The 16273-nt window shown below is 60.4% G+C and carries 15 protein-coding genes; 9 read left to right on the forward strand and 6 right to left on the reverse strand.

Annotated features, from left to right (window positions below):
• Positions 1-71: 71 nt before the first annotated feature.
• The 4 genes from ispA to BMX62_RS10800 all read right to left on the reverse strand — a co-directional run bounded on the left by ispA (position 72) and on the right by BMX62_RS10800 (position 4716).
• Positions 72-956 (reverse strand): (2E,6E)-farnesyl diphosphate synthase, encoded by an 885-nt coding sequence (gene ispA, locus BMX62_RS10785; RefSeq protein WP_090208652.1) that lies wholly within the window; start codon positions 954-956, stop codon positions 72-74.
• A gap of 181 nt (positions 957-1137) precedes the next feature.
• Complete coding sequence (radA, locus tag BMX62_RS10790) at positions 1138-2499, reverse strand: DNA repair protein RadA (protein WP_090208656.1); 1362 nt, start codon at positions 2497-2499, stop codon at positions 1138-1140.
• A gap of 7 nt (positions 2500-2506) precedes the next feature.
• Positions 2507-3787, reverse strand: a complete 1281-nt coding sequence (locus tag BMX62_RS10795; protein ID WP_090208659.1) for an HlyC/CorC family transporter — start codon at positions 3785-3787, stop codon at positions 2507-2509.
• 110 nt (positions 3788-3897) lie between these two features.
• A complete protein-coding gene (locus tag BMX62_RS10800; RefSeq protein WP_090208662.1) occupies positions 3898-4716 on the reverse strand; it encodes a cytochrome C assembly family protein in 819 nt (272 codons plus the stop codon).
• Between the two features lie 186 nt (positions 4717-4902).
• On the opposite strand from BMX62_RS10800, the gene ffh reads away from it, so the two are divergent.
• From ffh to htpG, 7 genes are all read left to right on the forward strand, one after another.
• Positions 4903-6264, forward strand: coding sequence for a signal recognition particle protein (gene ffh / locus BMX62_RS10805; protein WP_090208665.1), 1362 nt, complete (start codon positions 4903-4905; stop codon positions 6262-6264).
• 136 nt (positions 6265-6400) lie between these two features.
• Positions 6401-6661, forward strand: coding sequence for a 30S ribosomal protein S16 (gene rpsP / locus BMX62_RS10810; protein WP_090208667.1), 261 nt, complete (start codon positions 6401-6403; stop codon positions 6659-6661).
• 28 nt (positions 6662-6689) lie between these two features.
• Positions 6690-7196 (forward strand): ribosome maturation factor RimM, encoded by a 507-nt coding sequence (gene rimM / locus BMX62_RS10815; protein ID WP_090208669.1) that lies wholly within the window; start codon positions 6690-6692, stop codon positions 7194-7196.
• Positions 7197-7206: 10 nt separating this feature from the next.
• Positions 7207-7971 carry a tRNA (guanosine(37)-N1)-methyltransferase TrmD gene (gene trmD / locus BMX62_RS10820; protein WP_090208672.1) on the forward strand — a complete coding sequence of 255 codons (765 nt, stop codon included), beginning with the start codon at positions 7207-7209 and terminating at the stop codon, positions 7969-7971.
• Positions 7972-7983: 12 nt separating this feature from the next.
• Complete coding sequence (gene rplS, locus BMX62_RS10825) at positions 7984-8331, forward strand: 50S ribosomal protein L19 (protein ID WP_090208676.1); 348 nt, start codon at positions 7984-7986, stop codon at positions 8329-8331.
• A 145-nt stretch (positions 8332-8476) separates the two neighbouring features.
• Entirely contained in the window at positions 8477-9331 is an 855-nt protein-coding gene (locus tag BMX62_RS10830) for a 23S rRNA (adenine(2030)-N(6))-methyltransferase RlmJ (RefSeq protein ID WP_090208679.1), read from the forward strand.
• 79 nt (positions 9332-9410) lie between these two features.
• Positions 9411-11297 (forward strand): molecular chaperone HtpG, encoded by a 1887-nt coding sequence (gene htpG / locus BMX62_RS10835; protein ID WP_090208682.1) that lies wholly within the window; start codon positions 9411-9413, stop codon positions 11295-11297.
• Between the two features lie 89 nt (positions 11298-11386).
• On the opposite strand, the gene BMX62_RS10840 is transcribed toward htpG, so the two are convergent.
• Positions 11387-11641: a Txe/YoeB family addiction module toxin gene (locus BMX62_RS10840; protein WP_090208685.1), complete on the reverse strand. Its 255-nt coding sequence runs from the start codon at positions 11639-11641 to the stop codon at positions 11387-11389.
• Positions 11638-11889 (reverse strand): type II toxin-antitoxin system Phd/YefM family antitoxin, encoded by a 252-nt coding sequence (locus BMX62_RS10845; protein ID WP_090208688.1) that lies wholly within the window; start codon positions 11887-11889, stop codon positions 11638-11640. The genes BMX62_RS10840 and BMX62_RS10845 overlap by 4 nt, the downstream gene beginning before the upstream one ends.
• Positions 11890-12156: 267 nt before the next feature.
• On the opposite strand from BMX62_RS10845, the gene BMX62_RS10850 reads away from it, so the two are divergent.
• Together BMX62_RS10850 and BMX62_RS10855 are read left to right on the forward strand one after the other, a co-directional pair.
• Positions 12157-15381: an LAGLIDADG family homing endonuclease gene (locus tag BMX62_RS10850; RefSeq protein WP_090208691.1), complete on the forward strand. Its 3225-nt coding sequence runs from the start codon at positions 12157-12159 to the stop codon at positions 15379-15381.
• An 18-nt stretch (positions 15382-15399) separates the two neighbouring features.
• Entirely contained in the window at positions 15400-16143 is a 744-nt protein-coding gene (locus tag BMX62_RS10855; protein WP_090208693.1) for a TSCPD domain-containing protein, read from the forward strand.
• The last annotated feature ends 130 nt before the right edge of the window (positions 16144-16273 follow it).

Below are 16273 nucleotides of genomic sequence, written 5' to 3' on the forward strand. Positions count from 1 at the left end.
AAGTGAGTTATCCGGGGGGCGCCCGGCCAGGCAAGCCAAAACCTGCAAGGCCGGATGCACCCCAGCGGTAATCAGTGGATGCGCTCGACGATGTAACGGGCAATCCAGCGCAACAGATCAGCACCTTCATCCAGATCCTTGAGACTGTCCAGGGCCCGATCCACCAGCTCCCGGGCTTGCTGCCGGGACGCCTCCAGACCGATGATGGCCGGATAGGTCGCCTTGCCCAAGGCCTGATCCGCCCCCTGGGTCTTGCCCAGGGTCTGGGTGTCGCTTTCGATGTCGAGGATATCATCCCGAATCTGGAAGGCCAGCCCGATGGACTTGGCAAAGCAGTCCAGCCGGTCGGCCAGTTCCCAGTTCACGTCGGGACAACTGCTGGAACCGAGCATCACCGCCGCCCGGATCAAGGCGCCGGTTTTATGGATATGCATGTTCTCCAGCTGGGCAATGTCCGGGGTCTGCCCCTCAAAACCCAGGTCGATGGCTTGCCCACCCACCATGCCTCGGGAACCAGCGGCTCGGGCCAGATGTTCGATCATCCGCAGCCGGGCCGATGGATTGTCCACCATGGCCGGATCAGCAGCCAGAATCTGGAAGGCCAGCGCCTGCATGGCGTCCCCCGCTAGGATGGCGGTGGCCTCGTCGTAGGCCTTGTGACAGGTGGGTTTGCCCCGCCGCAGGTCGTCGTCATCCATGGCCGGCAGATCATCGTGGATGAGGGAGTAAACATGGATCAGCTCCACCGCGCAGGCGGGGCCATCCAGTCGCTCCAGGGGCACACCCAAGGCCATGCCGGTGGCATAGGTCAGTACCGGGCGGATACGCTTGCCGCCGTTGAGGGCCGAGTAGCGCATGGCATCATGCAAGCGCGCCGGCAGGATATTTTCCCCTGGCAACCAGCCGGCCAGAGCGTTTTCAAACCGTTGCTGCAGTTCGGAAATGCGGGACTCCACTCAGGACTCTCCTTCCTCGGATGTTTGTCGCGGTATTGGCATGGGGGGGAGCCGCCTGCCCGCGTCACATGCACAGACCCAGCATTATACGTATCTTCGGCGCCCGTGAAAGACGAGATCCCCACAGCTAAAGCCAGGGGCTGTGTGTATCCATGCTGCTGATCCTGGGTACACAGGGCATTTAAATCCATTCCAGGACATCACTCAAGCGTCTGGCTGCCATGACTTCCATGCCATCGATGGGTTTTCTTGGCGCATTGCCGGCAGGTACGATGGCCCGGGTGAAGCCATGTTTGACCGCCTCCCGCAGACGTTCCTCGCCGTTGGGCACCGGGCGGATTTCCCCGGCCAGGCCCACCTCACCAAAGCTCACCAGTTCATGGGGCAGGGGCCGGTCGCGGAAGCTGGACAGGGCCGCCAGCAGCATGGGCAGGTCCGCTGCCGTTTCCGTAACCCGGACCCCACCCACCACATTGACGAACACATCCTGGTCGTACAGGGCCAGTCCGCCATGACGGTGGAGCACCGCCAGCAGCATGGTGAGACGGTTTTGTTCCAGCCCCACAGTGATGCGGCGGGGCTGCGGGGCGTGGCTTTCGGCTACCAGGGCCTGTACCTCCACCATCAGGGGGCGGGTACCTTCCCGGGTAACCATGATGACACTGCCGGAGACGGGGGCTTCATGGCGGGACAAAAAGATGGCCGAGGGATTGGTGACCGGTTTGAGGCCGGTATCCAGCATGGCAAACACCCCCAGTTCGTTGACTGCGCCAAAGCGGTTCTTGACCGCCCGCAGCACCCGGTAGCGTCCTCCGGGGTCGCCCTCGAAATAGAGCACGGTATCCACCATATGCTCCAGCACCCTGGGACCGGCGATCTGCCCTTCCTTGGTGACATGGCCGACGATAAACAGGGCGGTTCCGGTCTGTTTGGCGTAGCGCACCAGGACGGCAGCACTTTCCCGCACCTGGGCCACCGAGCCGGGGGCAGACTGGAGCTGTTCGGAGTAAATGGTCTGGATGGAATCCACCACCATCACCTGGGGCTGTTCCCGTGCCCCGTGGGCGGTTATCCGTTCCACGCAGGTTTCAGTCAGCAGACGCAGGTCATCACAGGGCAGTCCCAGACGCCGTCCTCGCAGGGACACCTGTTCTGGCGATTCTTCGCCGGTGACGTACAGGCTGGGTAGATCCGGCAAGGTGGCCAGGGTCTGCAGCAGCAGGGTGGATTTACCGATACCCGGATCACCACCGATCAATACCACCGATCCCTGCACCAGCCCGCCCCCCAGTACCCGATCCAGTTCGGAAATGCCGGTGCCGGTACGGGCCTGCTCGGTACTGCTGACCTCCCCCAGACGTCGCACCTGGGGCGCCGTTCCGGCATAGCCGGCAAAACGCCCTCCTCCACCGGCGGGGGGCGCAGAAGGGGCCACCACGGTTTCCATGGCATTCCAGGCACCGCAATCCGGGCACTGACCGCTCCATTTGGGGGCCAGCGCGCCACAGGCGGTACATTGATAGCGGGTTTTTGTTTTGGTCATGCCCGGTTCAGTCCTGCGCCGATTGTTGGGTTGGCAGACGGGGGCTGATGCGCACAGTGCGAATGGCATTGTTTTTCACCTGTACGATCTCCATGGGATAGCCGTCCATAAGGACGCTGATATTGGCCTCGGGAATAATTTCCAGATATTCCAGCAGCAGGCCATTAAGGGTACGGGGGCCATCCAGGGGAAAATGGGCGCCCAGCAGCCGGTTGAGCTCGCGCAGATGGATGGTGGCATCCACCAGATAACTGCCGTCAGCCTGGGGCAGGATTTCCGGGGTGATGGCGCCGGGATCGGAGGTGAACTCCCCCACCACTTCCTCCAGCAGATCCTCCAGAGTGGCCAGTCCCTGAATGTCACCGTACTCATCCACCACCAGACCGATCCGCCGTTTTTCCCGCTGAAAATTCAGGAGCTGGCGATTGAGATTGGTGCCTTCAGGAATGAAATAGGGGTCCCGCAGCGCCTGACGCAGATGTTCCGGGGTGAGTTCATTGCGGTGAACCAGGGGCAGAACCCGGCGCAGATGAATAAAGCCCAGGATATTGTCCACATTGCCCTCAAAGACCGGCAATCGGGTGTACTGGCTATGAATAAGTTGCTGGGTGATATCGTCCCAGTCGTCTTCCAGGTCAATGCCGATGATTTCATTGCGGGGCACCATGATGTCTTCCACGGTGGCTTTTTCCAGGTCCAGCAGATTGACCAGCATCCGCTGGTGCCGGGCCGGAATCAGGGCGCCGGCTTCATTGACAGCCACCCGCAGTTCTTCGCTGGACAGGGCATGCTGGGCCTGGGGTTGGGCACGCACCCCCAGCAGTCGCAGCACCGCATTGGCCAGCAGATTGACCGTCCATACCAGGGGATAGGCCACCGCCAGCAAAGGGGTATAAACATACGCCGCCGGGTAGGCCACTTTTTCTGAATGCAGGGCCGCCAGGGTCTTGGGGGCCACCTCGGCAAAGACCAGCAGGGCCAGGGTCAGCAGGCCGGTGGCGATGGCGATGCCCGCATCCCCATAGAGCCGGAAACCGATGTAGGTGGCCAGCTGGGTGATGATGATGTTGACGAAGTTGTTGCCCAGCAGGATCAGGCCGATCAGCCGGTCCGGCTTGTCCAGCAGTCGCTGGGCACGCCCGGCGCCTCCATGGCCGGCCTGGGCCAGGTGGCGCATACGGTAGCGGTTGAGCGCCATCAGCGCGGTTTCAGAGCCAGAAAAGAAGGCAGAGCAGAAAAACAGTGCTACCAGCAACGTTGCCAGCACACTCAGAGGTATGTGTTCCAAAGTGGGTCCGGTGCCACGGGGAGATTGTACACCGGGAGAATTACACGGGCCGGATCAGGGGGATGTCAAGGGGCGACGGTTTCACCCGTCGCCGAAGCGGGTGTATCCGGTCACAGGCCCAGGATCATTTCCAGGACCATCTTGCTGCCCACATAGGCCACAAAGAGCAGGGCAAAACCGATCAGAGTCCAACGGGCCGCCAATCGCCCCCGCCAGCCAAAACGGAACCGGCCTACCAGCAAGGTGGCAAAGATCAACCAGGCAATGATGGCAAATACCGCCTTGTGGGCCAGATGCTGGGCGAACAGGTCCTCCAGCACAAACAGGCCGGTCAACAGGGCAGCGGTCAGGAAAATAAATCCCCAGCCAATGACATGGAACAGCATGGTATCCATGGTGGACAGTGGCGGCAGGGCGCGGATCAGGCCGCCGGGGCGATGGTTGTGCAGACTGTGGTTTTGCAGGGCCAGCAGGGCGGCCTGGATGGCGGCGATGGTCAGCAGGCTGAAGGCAATCATGGCCAGCAGCATATGGGCTCGCAGACCAGGATCAGCGACGGTGGGCGTGTGCAAATCCCCCGCCAGAGCCAGCTCCAGGGACACGGTCACCCCGGCAAAGGGCAGCAGCAAAATGCCCAGGACATGGATGGGGTAGCGGATGGAGGCCATCAGCAGGAAGAAGGCAATGAGCCAGGCCACCATGGAGACCACACTAAATACCCCCATGCCGGTGCCGTTGACGCTAAAGACATGAAGGTAGAGCAACAGGGCATGCAGGGCCACTGCACCTCCCCAGACCGAGAACAGCAGCGCCTTGCCACGAGCGGGGGGCGCGGCGCCACCGGCAGCCTTGCGCAGCCGCTGCATGAGCAGGGCGCCTCCGGTGAAGTAGAGCACGGTGGTGATGAATCCGATGGCGGCTACGAGCATTGATGGGCACCAGACCTTGGTTTTTGGTCAAGAATCATTGCACAAATTCCCCTGACGGTGAAGGGTGTTGCAGCAGGTGGGGTGGATCAACGTTGACGGCCAAGGTTCACATGGGCATGGCATATCAAGATATAATCATCAGCCCTTCCAACCGGTTGCACAGGGCGCTTCGGCGTCGTCAAGCCTATGTTCGACAGTCTATCAGAACGCCTTCAGGGCACCATCAAGCGCCTTCGCGGCCAGGCCCGCCTGACCGAGGAGAACATTCAGGACACCATCCGTGAGGTCCGCAAGGCCTTGCTGGAGGCTGATGTGGCGTTGCCGGTGGTGCGGGAATTCATCGCCAGGGTCAAGGCGCGAGCCGTGGGCCAGGAGGTGCTGTCCAGCCTGACCCCCGGCCAGGCCCTGGTCAAGGTGGTCAACGATGAACTGATCAAGGTCATGGGCGAGGCCAATGATGGCCTCAAGCTCAATGTGCAGCCGCCGGCGGTGATCCTCATGGCCGGCCTGCAGGGGGCGGGCAAGACCACCACCGTGGCCAAGCTGGCCCGTTGGCTCAGGGAACGTCAGGACAAGAAGGTACTGGTGGCCAGTTGTGACGTTTACCGGCCTGCCGCCATCCGCCAGTTGCAGACCCTGGCCGGCGAGGTGGGGGTGAACTTCTTCCCCAGCGAAGCAGGACAAGACCCCCTGGCCATTGCCACTGCTGCCCTGGAGCAGGCCCGCCGGCAGCATCAGGACGTTTTGATCGTGGACACCGCCGGGCGCTTGCATATCGACGGCGAGATGATGGACGAGATCCGCCGCCTGCACCAAGGGCTTGATCCTGCCGAAACCCTGTTCGTGGTGGACAGTATGACCGGCCAGGACGCCGCCAATACCGCCAAGGCATTCAATGACGCCCTGCCCTTGACCGGTGTGGTCCTCACCAAGGCCGATGGTGACGCCCGTGGGGGGGCGGCCCTGTCGGTGCGCCATATCACCGGCAAGCCCATCAAGTTTCTGGGCATGGGCGAAAAAACGGCTGCCCTGGAACCCTTTCACCCCGACCGATTGGCCTCCCGCATTCTGGGCATGGGGGATGTACTCAGCCTGGTGGAGGAGGCAGAACGGCAGGTCGACAAGGACAAGGCGGAAAAGCTGGCCCGCAAGATCAAAAAGGGCAAATCATTCGATCTGGAGGATTTGCGGGATCAGCTGGGACAGATGTCCAAGATGGGCGGGGTAACCTCCTTGCTGGAAAAATTGCCGGGGGCTGGCGAACTGCCCGATGCCGTCAAAAACAAGTCCCACGACAAGGAACTGCAGCGTATGGTGGCCATCATCAATTCCATGACCCCCAAGGAACGGCGCAACCCGGACATCATCAAGGGTTCCCGCAAGCGGCGCATTGCCGCCGGTTCTGGTACCCAGGTCCAAGACGTCAACCGCCTGCTCAAGCAGCACATGCAGATGAGCAAGATGGTGAAGCAGTTTTCCAAGGGCGGCATGAACAAAATGATGAAATCCCTCAAGGGCCGCATGCCAGGGGGGCGTCTGCCCTTCTGATCAGTTGCGCGGCAAACCTCGCCCTTCAGGGCGGGGAGGACGTCAAGCTTGTACCTTGCCGATGCGCGTGTATAATGGCGCGTTTTTCCGGGGCATTGTCCCCCAAACGATACCAGACAAGCAGGGCTGACAGCAGATGGTAACGATTCGACTGGCTCGCGGCGGCGCCAAAAAAGCGCCCTTCTACCACATTGTGGTGACTGATTCCCGCAGCCGCCGCGATAGCGGCTACATTGAGCGCTTGGGCTATTTCAATCCTGTGGCCCGTGGCCAGGAGGTGCGTCTGCACCTGGATGCCCAGCGGGTGGAACACTGGCTGTCCAAGGGAGCAGGGGCTTCCGACCGGGCGGCCCGGCTGATCAAGGAATTCAACAAGCAGAACGTCGCCGCCGCCTAAGGCGTCGGTCAACCGGATCACCCTGTCGATGAACCGTCCTGAGTGGATCACCCTGGGCCGCATCGCCGGGGTGTATGGTGTCAAAGGCTGGGTCAGGATATTTTCCGGCACCGAGCCACGGGAAGGCATCATGGACTACGATCCGTTGTACCTTCAGGTCAACGGTGAATGGCAGGTCTTCAAGGTGGAAGCCGGTCGCGTCCATGGCAAGGGACTGGTGGCCAAGCTGGCAGGCATTGATGACCGGGACGCTGCAGCGGCCCTGATTGATGCCGCCATTGGTGTGCGTGCCGAACAATTGGCGCCGTTACCGCCGGGAGAATATTACTGGGCAGATCTTGTGGGGCTGGAGGTCATCAATCTGGCCGCAGTGAGCCTGGGCAAGGTTGAGTCTCTCATGGAAACCGGTGCCAACGATGTGTTGGTGGTCCGTGGCGACCGGGAGCGCCTGATCCCCTATATTCGGGGGCAGGTGATTCACCAGATCGACCTGGCGGCAGGCATCATCCATGTAGACTGGGACCCGGATTTTTAGGGTCACCACAGTGAGATTCGATGTGGTCAGCCTGTTCCCTGGCTGGGTGGCTTCGGTCGCCGACTGGGGGATTACGGGACGGGCCAGGGATCGCGGATTGCTGTCCCTGCACGGCTGGGATCCCAGGGATTACACCCATGACCGGCATCGTACTGTAGATGACCGTCCCTATGGGGGTGGTCCTGGCATGGTGATGAAAGTTGATCCATTGCGCCAGGCCATCCAGGCGGCTCGGCACGCCGATCCACGACCGGCCCGGGTGATTTACCTCAGCCCTCAGGGACGGCCTCTGGATCAGGCCGGGGTGCAACGGTTGGCGACCCTGCCCAGAGTCATCCTGCTGGCGGGTCGCTACGAAGGTATCGACGAGCGGCTGATCCAGTTGGAAGTGGACGAGGAATGGTCCATTGGTGACTATGTCCTGTCCGGCGGTGAGCTGGCAGCCATGGTGCTGATTGATGCCTGCGCCCGGCTGTTGCCGGGGGTTTTGGGTGATGCACTGTCTGCCGCCCAGGATTCCTTCAGTCAGGGGCTGCTGGACTGTCCTCACTACACCCGGCCAGAAGTGGTGGACGGATTGGCTGTGCCGGAGGTTTTGTTGTCCGGCGATCATGGACGGATCACAGGCTGGCGGCGCAAGCAGGCCCTGGGACGCACCTGGGAGCGGCGGCCTGATCTATTGGCACAACAGGAACTAAGCGAGGCGGACTGCCGCCTGCTGGAAGAATATCAACGTGAGCTGGCGGACCCACGGGCCGCACCGAGCAGTGACTGACAGGGGTCGAACATGAGCAACATCATCCAGCAACTGGAAGCCGAGCAGATGAACCGCGAGGTGCCCAATTTCACGCCAGGCGACACTGTTGTCGTCCAGGTCAAGGTGAAGGAAGGCAGCCGTGAACGTCTGCAGGCCTTTGAAGGCGTGGTCATCGCCAAGCGTAACCGGGGCATCAATTCTGCCTTTACGGTACGCAAAATGTCCCACGGTGAAGGGGTGGAGCGGGTATTCCAGACTTACAGCCCCATCGTGGCCGATATTCAGGTCAAGCGTCGCGGTGCTGTGCGCCGGGCCAAGTTGTACTACCTGCGTGGTCGCACTGGCAAGGCTGCCCGTATCAAGGAAGATATCAACTAAGTTTTCCAGGCCGCGACCTTATCGGTCATGCAGGACAGGCCAGATGCCATGCCAAAGCGCTTCGGGAAACCGGAGCGCTTTTTTTTGTGATGGGTCTGGTGCCCCTTTATCATCCATTGGCCTTCAGGGCGTTGAGTCGTCAATCATGTTGAGTTACCGCCACGGTTTTCACGCCGGCAATTTTGCCGACGTTCACAAACATGTGCTGCTGGCCTGTGTGCTGGCGGCCCTGACCCGCAAGGACAAGCCGCTGGTGGTGGTGGATACCCATGCCGGGGCCGGTCTGTATGACCTGCACGATCCACAGGCCCTCAAGACCGCTGAGTACCGGGATGGGGTGATGCGGGTCTGGTCTGCGCCCCATCCACCCAAGGCCCTGTCACCCTATCTGGAAATGATCCGCACCCTGAACGCGGCGGATGGCGCCCTGAGCCTGTATCCCGGTTCTCCCACCGTGTCCCGGATGCTGACCCGGGATCAGGACCGACTGATTTTCAATGAACTGCACCCGGCGGATCATGGGGTGCTGCGGGCCAATGTCTCCGGTGATCCGCGGGTGGCGGTACATCAGCGGGACGCCCGTGAACTCCCCAAGGCCCTGCTGCCGCCGGCGATCCGTCGCGGACTGGTCCTGGTGGACCCGCCCTATGAGCGGGACCGGGAGTACCGGGAGACCCTGGATCTGATATTGGAGGCCCATGGCCGCTGGCCCACCGCTGTCATGATGATCTGGTATCCCATCCTGTCTGCCGGGCGGCACCGGGGTCTGGTCCAGGGGCTGGCGCGGGGCGGCGTCAAGGCCCTGCTGGTGAGCGAACTGTGCATTGCCCCGCCCCAGACCCCCATGGGCCTTAACGGATCGGGCATGGCCATCATCAACACCCCTTGGCAGCTGGATCGGACGCTGGCCGACGTACAGCCCTGGTTGCACGCCTGCCTTGACCCCCAGGGACAGGGGGCCAGTACCCTGGAATGGCAAGTGCCTCCCCAGGCGGGCTGAAATCCCCCCTTGAAACCCGGCTGATCGTCCCCAAATACCTCTCACCTGATCAGAGCCAATTTTCAATCGCGGAGCATCCATGAGCGTTGATACCCACAAGGAAACCCGACAGTTCCAGACCGAGGTCAGCCAGCTGCTGCACCTGATGATCAATGCGCTGTACTCCAACAAGGAGATCTTCCTGCGCGAACTCATCTCCAATGCCGCCGACGCCTGCGACAAGCTGCGCTTCGAGGCCCTGTCCGACGATGCCCTGATGGAAGGGCAGGGGGAACTGCAGATCCAGGTGAGCTTTGACAAGGAGGCCCGGACCATTACCGTCCGTGACAACGGTATTGGCATGAACCGGGAGGAGGTGATCCAGAACATCGGCACCATCGCCCGTTCCGGCACCCGGGAATTCATCAGCCAGCTCACCGGCGACCAGAAGAAGGACGCCCATCTCATCGGCCAGTTCGGCGTCGGTTTCTATTCCGCCTTCATCGTCGCCGATCGGGTGACCCTCACCACCCGCCGTGCCGGCATGACCCCGGAGCACGGCGTGCGCTGGGTCTCCGACGGCAGTGGCGAATTCTCCGTGGAAACCGTGGAAAAGGCCGAGCGGGGCACCGAAGTGGTGCTGCACCTGAAGGCGGACGAGGACGAGTTCCTGGATCAGTGGCGGCTGCGTCACATCATCACCCGCTATTCCGACCACATCCCCCTGCCCATCGCCATGCCCGGCACCGACGACAAGGGTGAGCCCAACGGCGAATGGGACACGGTGAACCGGGCCAATGCCCTGTGGACCCGTCCCAGATCGGAGATCACCGACGACGAGTACAAGGCTTTCTACAAGCACGTGGGCCACGACTTCGAGGACCCCCTGGCCTGGACCCACAACCGGGTCGAGGGGCGCCAGGAATACACTTCCCTGCTGTACATCCCCACCCGCGCGCCCTTCGATCTGTGGGATCGGGACCGTCGCCACGGGATCAAATTGTATGTGCAGCGGGTCTTCATCATGGACGACGCCGAGCACCTGATGCCCACCTATCTGCGCTTCGTGCGCGGGGTGGTGGACTCCAGCGACCTGCCCCTGAACATCTCCCGGGAGATCCTGCAGAGCAACAAACTCATCGACGGCATGCGCGCCGGTTCGGTGAAGAAGGTGCTGGGCCTGCTGGAGGACATGGCCGCCAACGAGCCAGAGAAGTATCAGACCTTCTGGGATGCCTTTGGTCGGGTGATGAAGGAAGGCCCCGGCGAGGACTATGCCAACCGGGAACAGATCGCCCGTCTGCTGCGCTTTGCCAGCACCCACACCGGTGAATCGGCCCAGACCGTCTCCCTGGCGGACTATGTGGCGAGGATGAAGGAAGGTCAGCAGCACATCTACTACATCACCGCCGACAGCCATACGGCGGCCCTGCACAGCCCCCATCTGGAGGTCTTCCGCAAGCGGGGCATCGAAGTGCTGCTGCTGTCCGACCGGGTAGACGAATGGCTGGTGTCCCACCTGCACGAATTCGACGGCAAGTCCCTCAAGTCCGTGGCCAAGGGCGAACTGGACCTGGGCGACACCGAGACCGAGGAAGAAAAGCAGGCCCAGCAGGCCGCCGAGGAGAAGGTCAAGGATCTGTTGCCGCGCATCAAGGCAGCCCTGGAGGAACGGGTGGAAGACGTGCGGTTCTCCCACCGGCTCACCGACTCACCGGCCTGTATCGTCCTCTCCGAGCACGACATGGCCCTGTACATGCAGCAGCTGCTCAAGCAGGCGGGTCAGAACCTGCCGGATACCCGCCCGGTGCTGGAGGTCAACCCGGCCCATCGCCTCATCGAGCGCATGGGCGAGGAAACCGACGACGCCCGTTTTGCCGACTGGGCCAGCCTGCTGATGGATCAGGCGATCCTGGCCGAAGGCGGTCAGCTGGAAGATCCCGCCGGCTTCGTGCGGCGCCTGAACGCCCTGATCACCAGCGGCTGAAGGTGATGCCTGGCGCCCCTCTTCCCGGTCGGGGAGAGGGGCATTTTTTGTTCGCCGTAGGCGACAATCGGCTCCGCCAGCACGATTGCTCAATAGTGGTACCGGAGCTGGGCAAGGAGCAATGCGTCATCCGTCACTTTGTAGACCATGCGGTGCTCGTCGTTAATTCGGCGGGACCAGTAACCAGCGAAACTGTGTTTGAGAGGCTCCGGTTTGCCGACGCCCTCGAACGGTTCTCGTTTCGTCTCCTTGATCAGCTTATTGATTCGGTTCATGAGCTTTTTGTCGGTTTTCTGCCAGTACAGATAATCTTCCCAGGCGTTTTCGGAGAAGATGAGTTTCATTCAAGAAGACCCCTTTCCTGGCCGCCGCCTTGCTCCAGCTCGGCGACGGATTCCAGCAAACGACGGGCGTTCTTTGGTGCGCGCAGGAGATATGCGGTTTCTTGCAATGCTTCATAATCTTCAAGAGAGATCATGACCACGGACTGGGATTTGCTCCGGGTGATGATCACCGGAGAATGGTCTTCGCAGACCCGTTCCATGGTTTTTGCCAGGTTGGTTCTAGCGGCTGTGTAGCTGATGGCATCCATGGGGGGCGCTCCTGTACAAGATGTTTATTCTGTACAGAATAATGTACGACTAAGGATTTAACAATCGGCTGTCCCATAGCCCATTCCCCAGCATTTTTCCAGCTTGAATTTCTCCCGTCTTGGGGCTAGTCTTGCCCCAAAAAATTCCCCTATATTGTGCTGTTGCGTTCTGCAGGGCACAACAAGTTGTAGCTCAAAAAGGAATCCCCTTACATGAAACCCCAGGCTGAACAAGCCCTTGTGACTCTATCTTCACGGGAAGTGCCGATGCAGCCGGCTTCCCTGGATATCTGGGACAAGAAGTACCGTCTCACGACCCGCACCGGAGAAGCGCTGGATCATACGCTGGACCATACTTGGAAGCGTGTTGCCCGAGCCCTGGCGGATGTGGAAGCCACCCCCGAGTTGCGGGAGAAGTGGTATGAGCGGTTTCTATGGGCCCTGCGTCAGGGGGCGATCCCGGCTGGCCGCATCATTGCCAATGCCGGCGCCTGGGAGCACAAGCCTGCCACGTCCACCATCAACTGCACCGTGTCGGGCACCATCCATGACTCCATGGACGATATCCTGCAGAAGCTCCACGAAGCGGGTCTGACCCTGAAGGCGGGCAGCGGCATCGGCTATGAATTCTCCACTTTGCGTCCCCGTGGAGCCTATGTCTCCGGGGCTGGTGCCCATACTTCCGGGCCTTTGTCGTTCATGGATATCTACGACAAGATGTGCTTCACCGTGTCCTCTGCCGGGGGGCGGCGTGGCGCGCAGATGGGCACCTTCGACATTGGCCACCCGGATGTGGTGGACTTCATTCGCGCCAAGCGCACGGATGGCAGCCTGCGCCAGTTCAACCTTTCCCTGCTGATTACCGCTGATTTCATGCAGGCGGTGAAGGATGACGCCGAATGGCCCCTGGCCTTCCCCATGACTCCGCAGGAGGCGGAGCAGGATGGCATCGACCTGAATGATCCGGCGCAGGTGCTGTGGCGCGACTGGCCCGATCTTGCCGATTACATCACCAATAATGACGGCTTGGTGGCCTGCCGCATCTACCGGCGTCTGCCGGCCCGCAAGCTGTGGAACGTGGTCATGACCTCCACCTATGACTATGCCGAGCCGGGCTTCGTGCTCATCGACAAGGTCAATGAGATGAACAACAACTGGTGGTGCGAGCAGATCCGGGCGACGAACCCATGCGTGACTGCCGATACCCGACTGCATACCCAGTACGGTCTGGTGCGCATCGGCGACCTTTATGCTTCCGGCGTGCCGCTGGAAGTGACGGTGGATCGTCGTGCCCTGGGGGAGGAAGGCATGGGTACTTCCTCAAGGCCGGCCAAGCCGGCATTCATGACTGCCAGAGAGGCGGATGTTTATCGCGTGGTCACCCGGGATGGCTACGATATCAAGGCTACGGAATGGCATGATTTTTACACCCAGCGGGGCAAGATCAAGCTGCGCGATCTGAGCGTGGGTGATGAACTGCTGGTGCAATCGGGCAAGGGGCAGTTTGGACAAGAGGGCGATGAAAAACTGGGTGTACTGCTGGGTCTGATCACCGGGGATGGTCACTTCACCCATCGCGGCGACGGTAAAGAGGCCGTTCTGATCAACTTCTGGAACGATGACCGGCAGCTTGCCGATGACATGGCAGCCTACGTCAATACGCTGATTGCTGGCGTTGCCAGGAATGCCCGTACCTATTCGGTGTCTCCAGTGGCGGTACCGGAGCGCAATCATCTATTCATTCGTTCGGTATTGCTGAAACGGGTACTGGCCCATTATGGCTTCAATGCCGATAGCAAGTTTTCCGTGCCCGAGGTCATCTGGCGGGGTTCAGAGGCCTGTGTGCGGGGGTATCTGCGTGGGCTGTTCCAGGCGGACGGTACGATCAATATTTCGGTTAAAAGTCAGAGTTGTTCCATCCGGTTGGCTTCCAGCCACAGGGATCTGCTGCAGGAGGTGCAGAGGCTATTGGCCAACTTCGGCATATTCTGCCGCATCCATCAGCGGCGTTTGCCGGGGTTGCGTACCTTGCCCGACGGCAAGGGTGGGCAACGGGAATACCTGTGTCAGGCGGATCATGAACTCATTATCGACGGTCAGTCCCGGGAGATCTTCATGGAGGAAATCGGATTCCTGCTGGACTACAAGAATGATAAATACCGGCAATGGGTCGCTGACAAGTTGCTCAGAAAGACCCAACGCTTTACAACCAAGATTGTTTCAATTGAATACTGCGGTCGTGAGCCGGTCTACGACACGACTCAGCCGGATCACAACACGGTGGTGTTCAACGGCCTGGTGACCGGGCAATGCGGCGAACAGCCTCTGCCAAAATATGGCGTGTGCCTGCTCGGCTCCATCAACCTCACCAGGTTCGTGCGCGAGCCCTTCACCGCCAAGGCCCGGTTCGACTGGGAACAGTTCCGGGAAACCACCACTGTCTTTACCCGCATGCTGGATAACGTGGTGGAGATCAACGGCCTGCCACTGCCCCAGCAGCGGGAAGAGATCATCCGCAAGCGCCGCCACGGCATGGGTTATCTGGGGCTGGGTTCTGCCATCACCATGCTGGGCATGAAATACGGCGAGGAAAGATCCCTGCGCTTCACCGAGGACGTCACCCGGGAGATGGCTCTGGCCGGCTGGTATGCCGGTCTGTCCCTGGCACAGGAGAAGGGACCTGCGCCCATCATGGAAGAAGAGTTTGAGGTGACCCCCACCCTGATGCGCCTGCGTCCGGAGATGGCGCAGGATGGCATCAAGGTGGGGGACAGGATCAAGGGCAAGGTGCTGCATGCCCGCTACAGCCGTTACATGCAGCAGGTGGCCCAGGTGGACCCGGAACTGGTGGAGGCACTGGCGGCCCAGGGGTGTCGTTTTACCCACCACACTTCCATTGCCCCCACGGGAACCATCTCTCTGTCCCTGGCCAACAATGCCAGCAACGGGATCGAACCCTCGTTTGCCCATCACTATGCCCGCAACGTGATCCGCTCCGGCAAGAAGACCAAGGAAAAGGTGGATGTGTACTCCTTCGAACTGCTGGCCTACCGGCACCTGGTCAATCCCGAGGCCATGCCCTATGCGGAAGACCCCAAGGCCCAGTTGCCTGAGTATTTCATCACCGCCGACGAGATCGATCCCAAGGCCCATGTGGATGTGCAGGCAGCGGCACAAAAATGGATCGATTCATCCATTTCCAAGACCATCAACGTGCCCACGGCCCATCAGTTCGACGACTTCAAGGACATCTACCTGTATGCCTATGAGCAGGGGCTCAAGGGCTGCACCACTTTCCGCTTCAACCCGGAAGCCTTCCAGGGGGTGCTGGTGAAGGAAAAGGATCTGGAGAACACCACCTATCGCTTCGTGCTGGAAGACGGCAGTGTAGTGCTGGCCAAGGGCAACGAAAATATCGAATACGACGGCGAGACCCACAACGCCGCCAATCTTTACGATGCCCTCAAGGAAGGGTATTACGGTAAATTCTGAACAGGGACATCCATCACCATGACCATCAAAATTGAAAAACGCATCGTGGATTTTGGTATCAATCGGGAATCTGCTGATGAACCCCAGCCACCGTCGATGCCCCAGGAACCGCCACCGGCACCCGCAAAGGTGGTGGAGATGGCCGATAAAATAGCGCCCAAGGTGGTGCATATGCACGAGAAACTGGAACGACCGGAAATGCTGCTGGGGTCTACCTACAAGCTCAAGACCCCGCTTTCAGAGCATGCCCTGTATGTGACCATCAACGATGTGATTCTCAATCCAGGGACCGAGCATGAGCTACGCCGTCCCTTTGAAATTTTCATTAACTCCAAGAACATGGATCATTTTCAATGGATTGTGGCCCTGACCCGGATCATTTCGGCGGTGTTCAGAAAAGGGGGCGATGTTACTTTTTTGGTCGAGGAACTGCGCTCGGTATTTGATCCCAGAGGGGGATATTTCAAGAAAGGTGGCAAGTACATGCCTTCCCTGGTGGCCGAGATTGGTGATGCCATCGAAAGCCACATGCGCATGATCGGCCTGATCAAGGACGACGATCTGGACGAGCATCAGCGCCGTCTGCTGAAAGAAAAGCGCGCCCAGTACGAAGCCAGTGTGCATCAGGCCAGTGATGATCCTGAGGCCAGGGAAAGTTTTCCTCCAGGTGCCCAACTATGCGGAAAATGCCACACCAAGGCTGTGGTCATCATGGACAACTGTTTGACCTGCCTCAATTGCGGGGATAGCAAATGCGGTTGACCGATTGACCACCAGCAATGGGCCGTTGGTGAGGCTCAGCAAAAACCCGCGTGAACCCTCGCCCACTCGGGCGGGGAGGTCAGCGGGGGCCGCGCAAGCGGCCCTATTTTTGTGTCTTCTGCCCCTGAAC

It is taken from the genome of Ectothiorhodospira magna (genome assembly GCF_900110965.1).
Classification (GTDB): Bacteria; Pseudomonadota; Gammaproteobacteria; order Ectothiorhodospirales; family Ectothiorhodospiraceae; genus Ectothiorhodospira; species Ectothiorhodospira magna.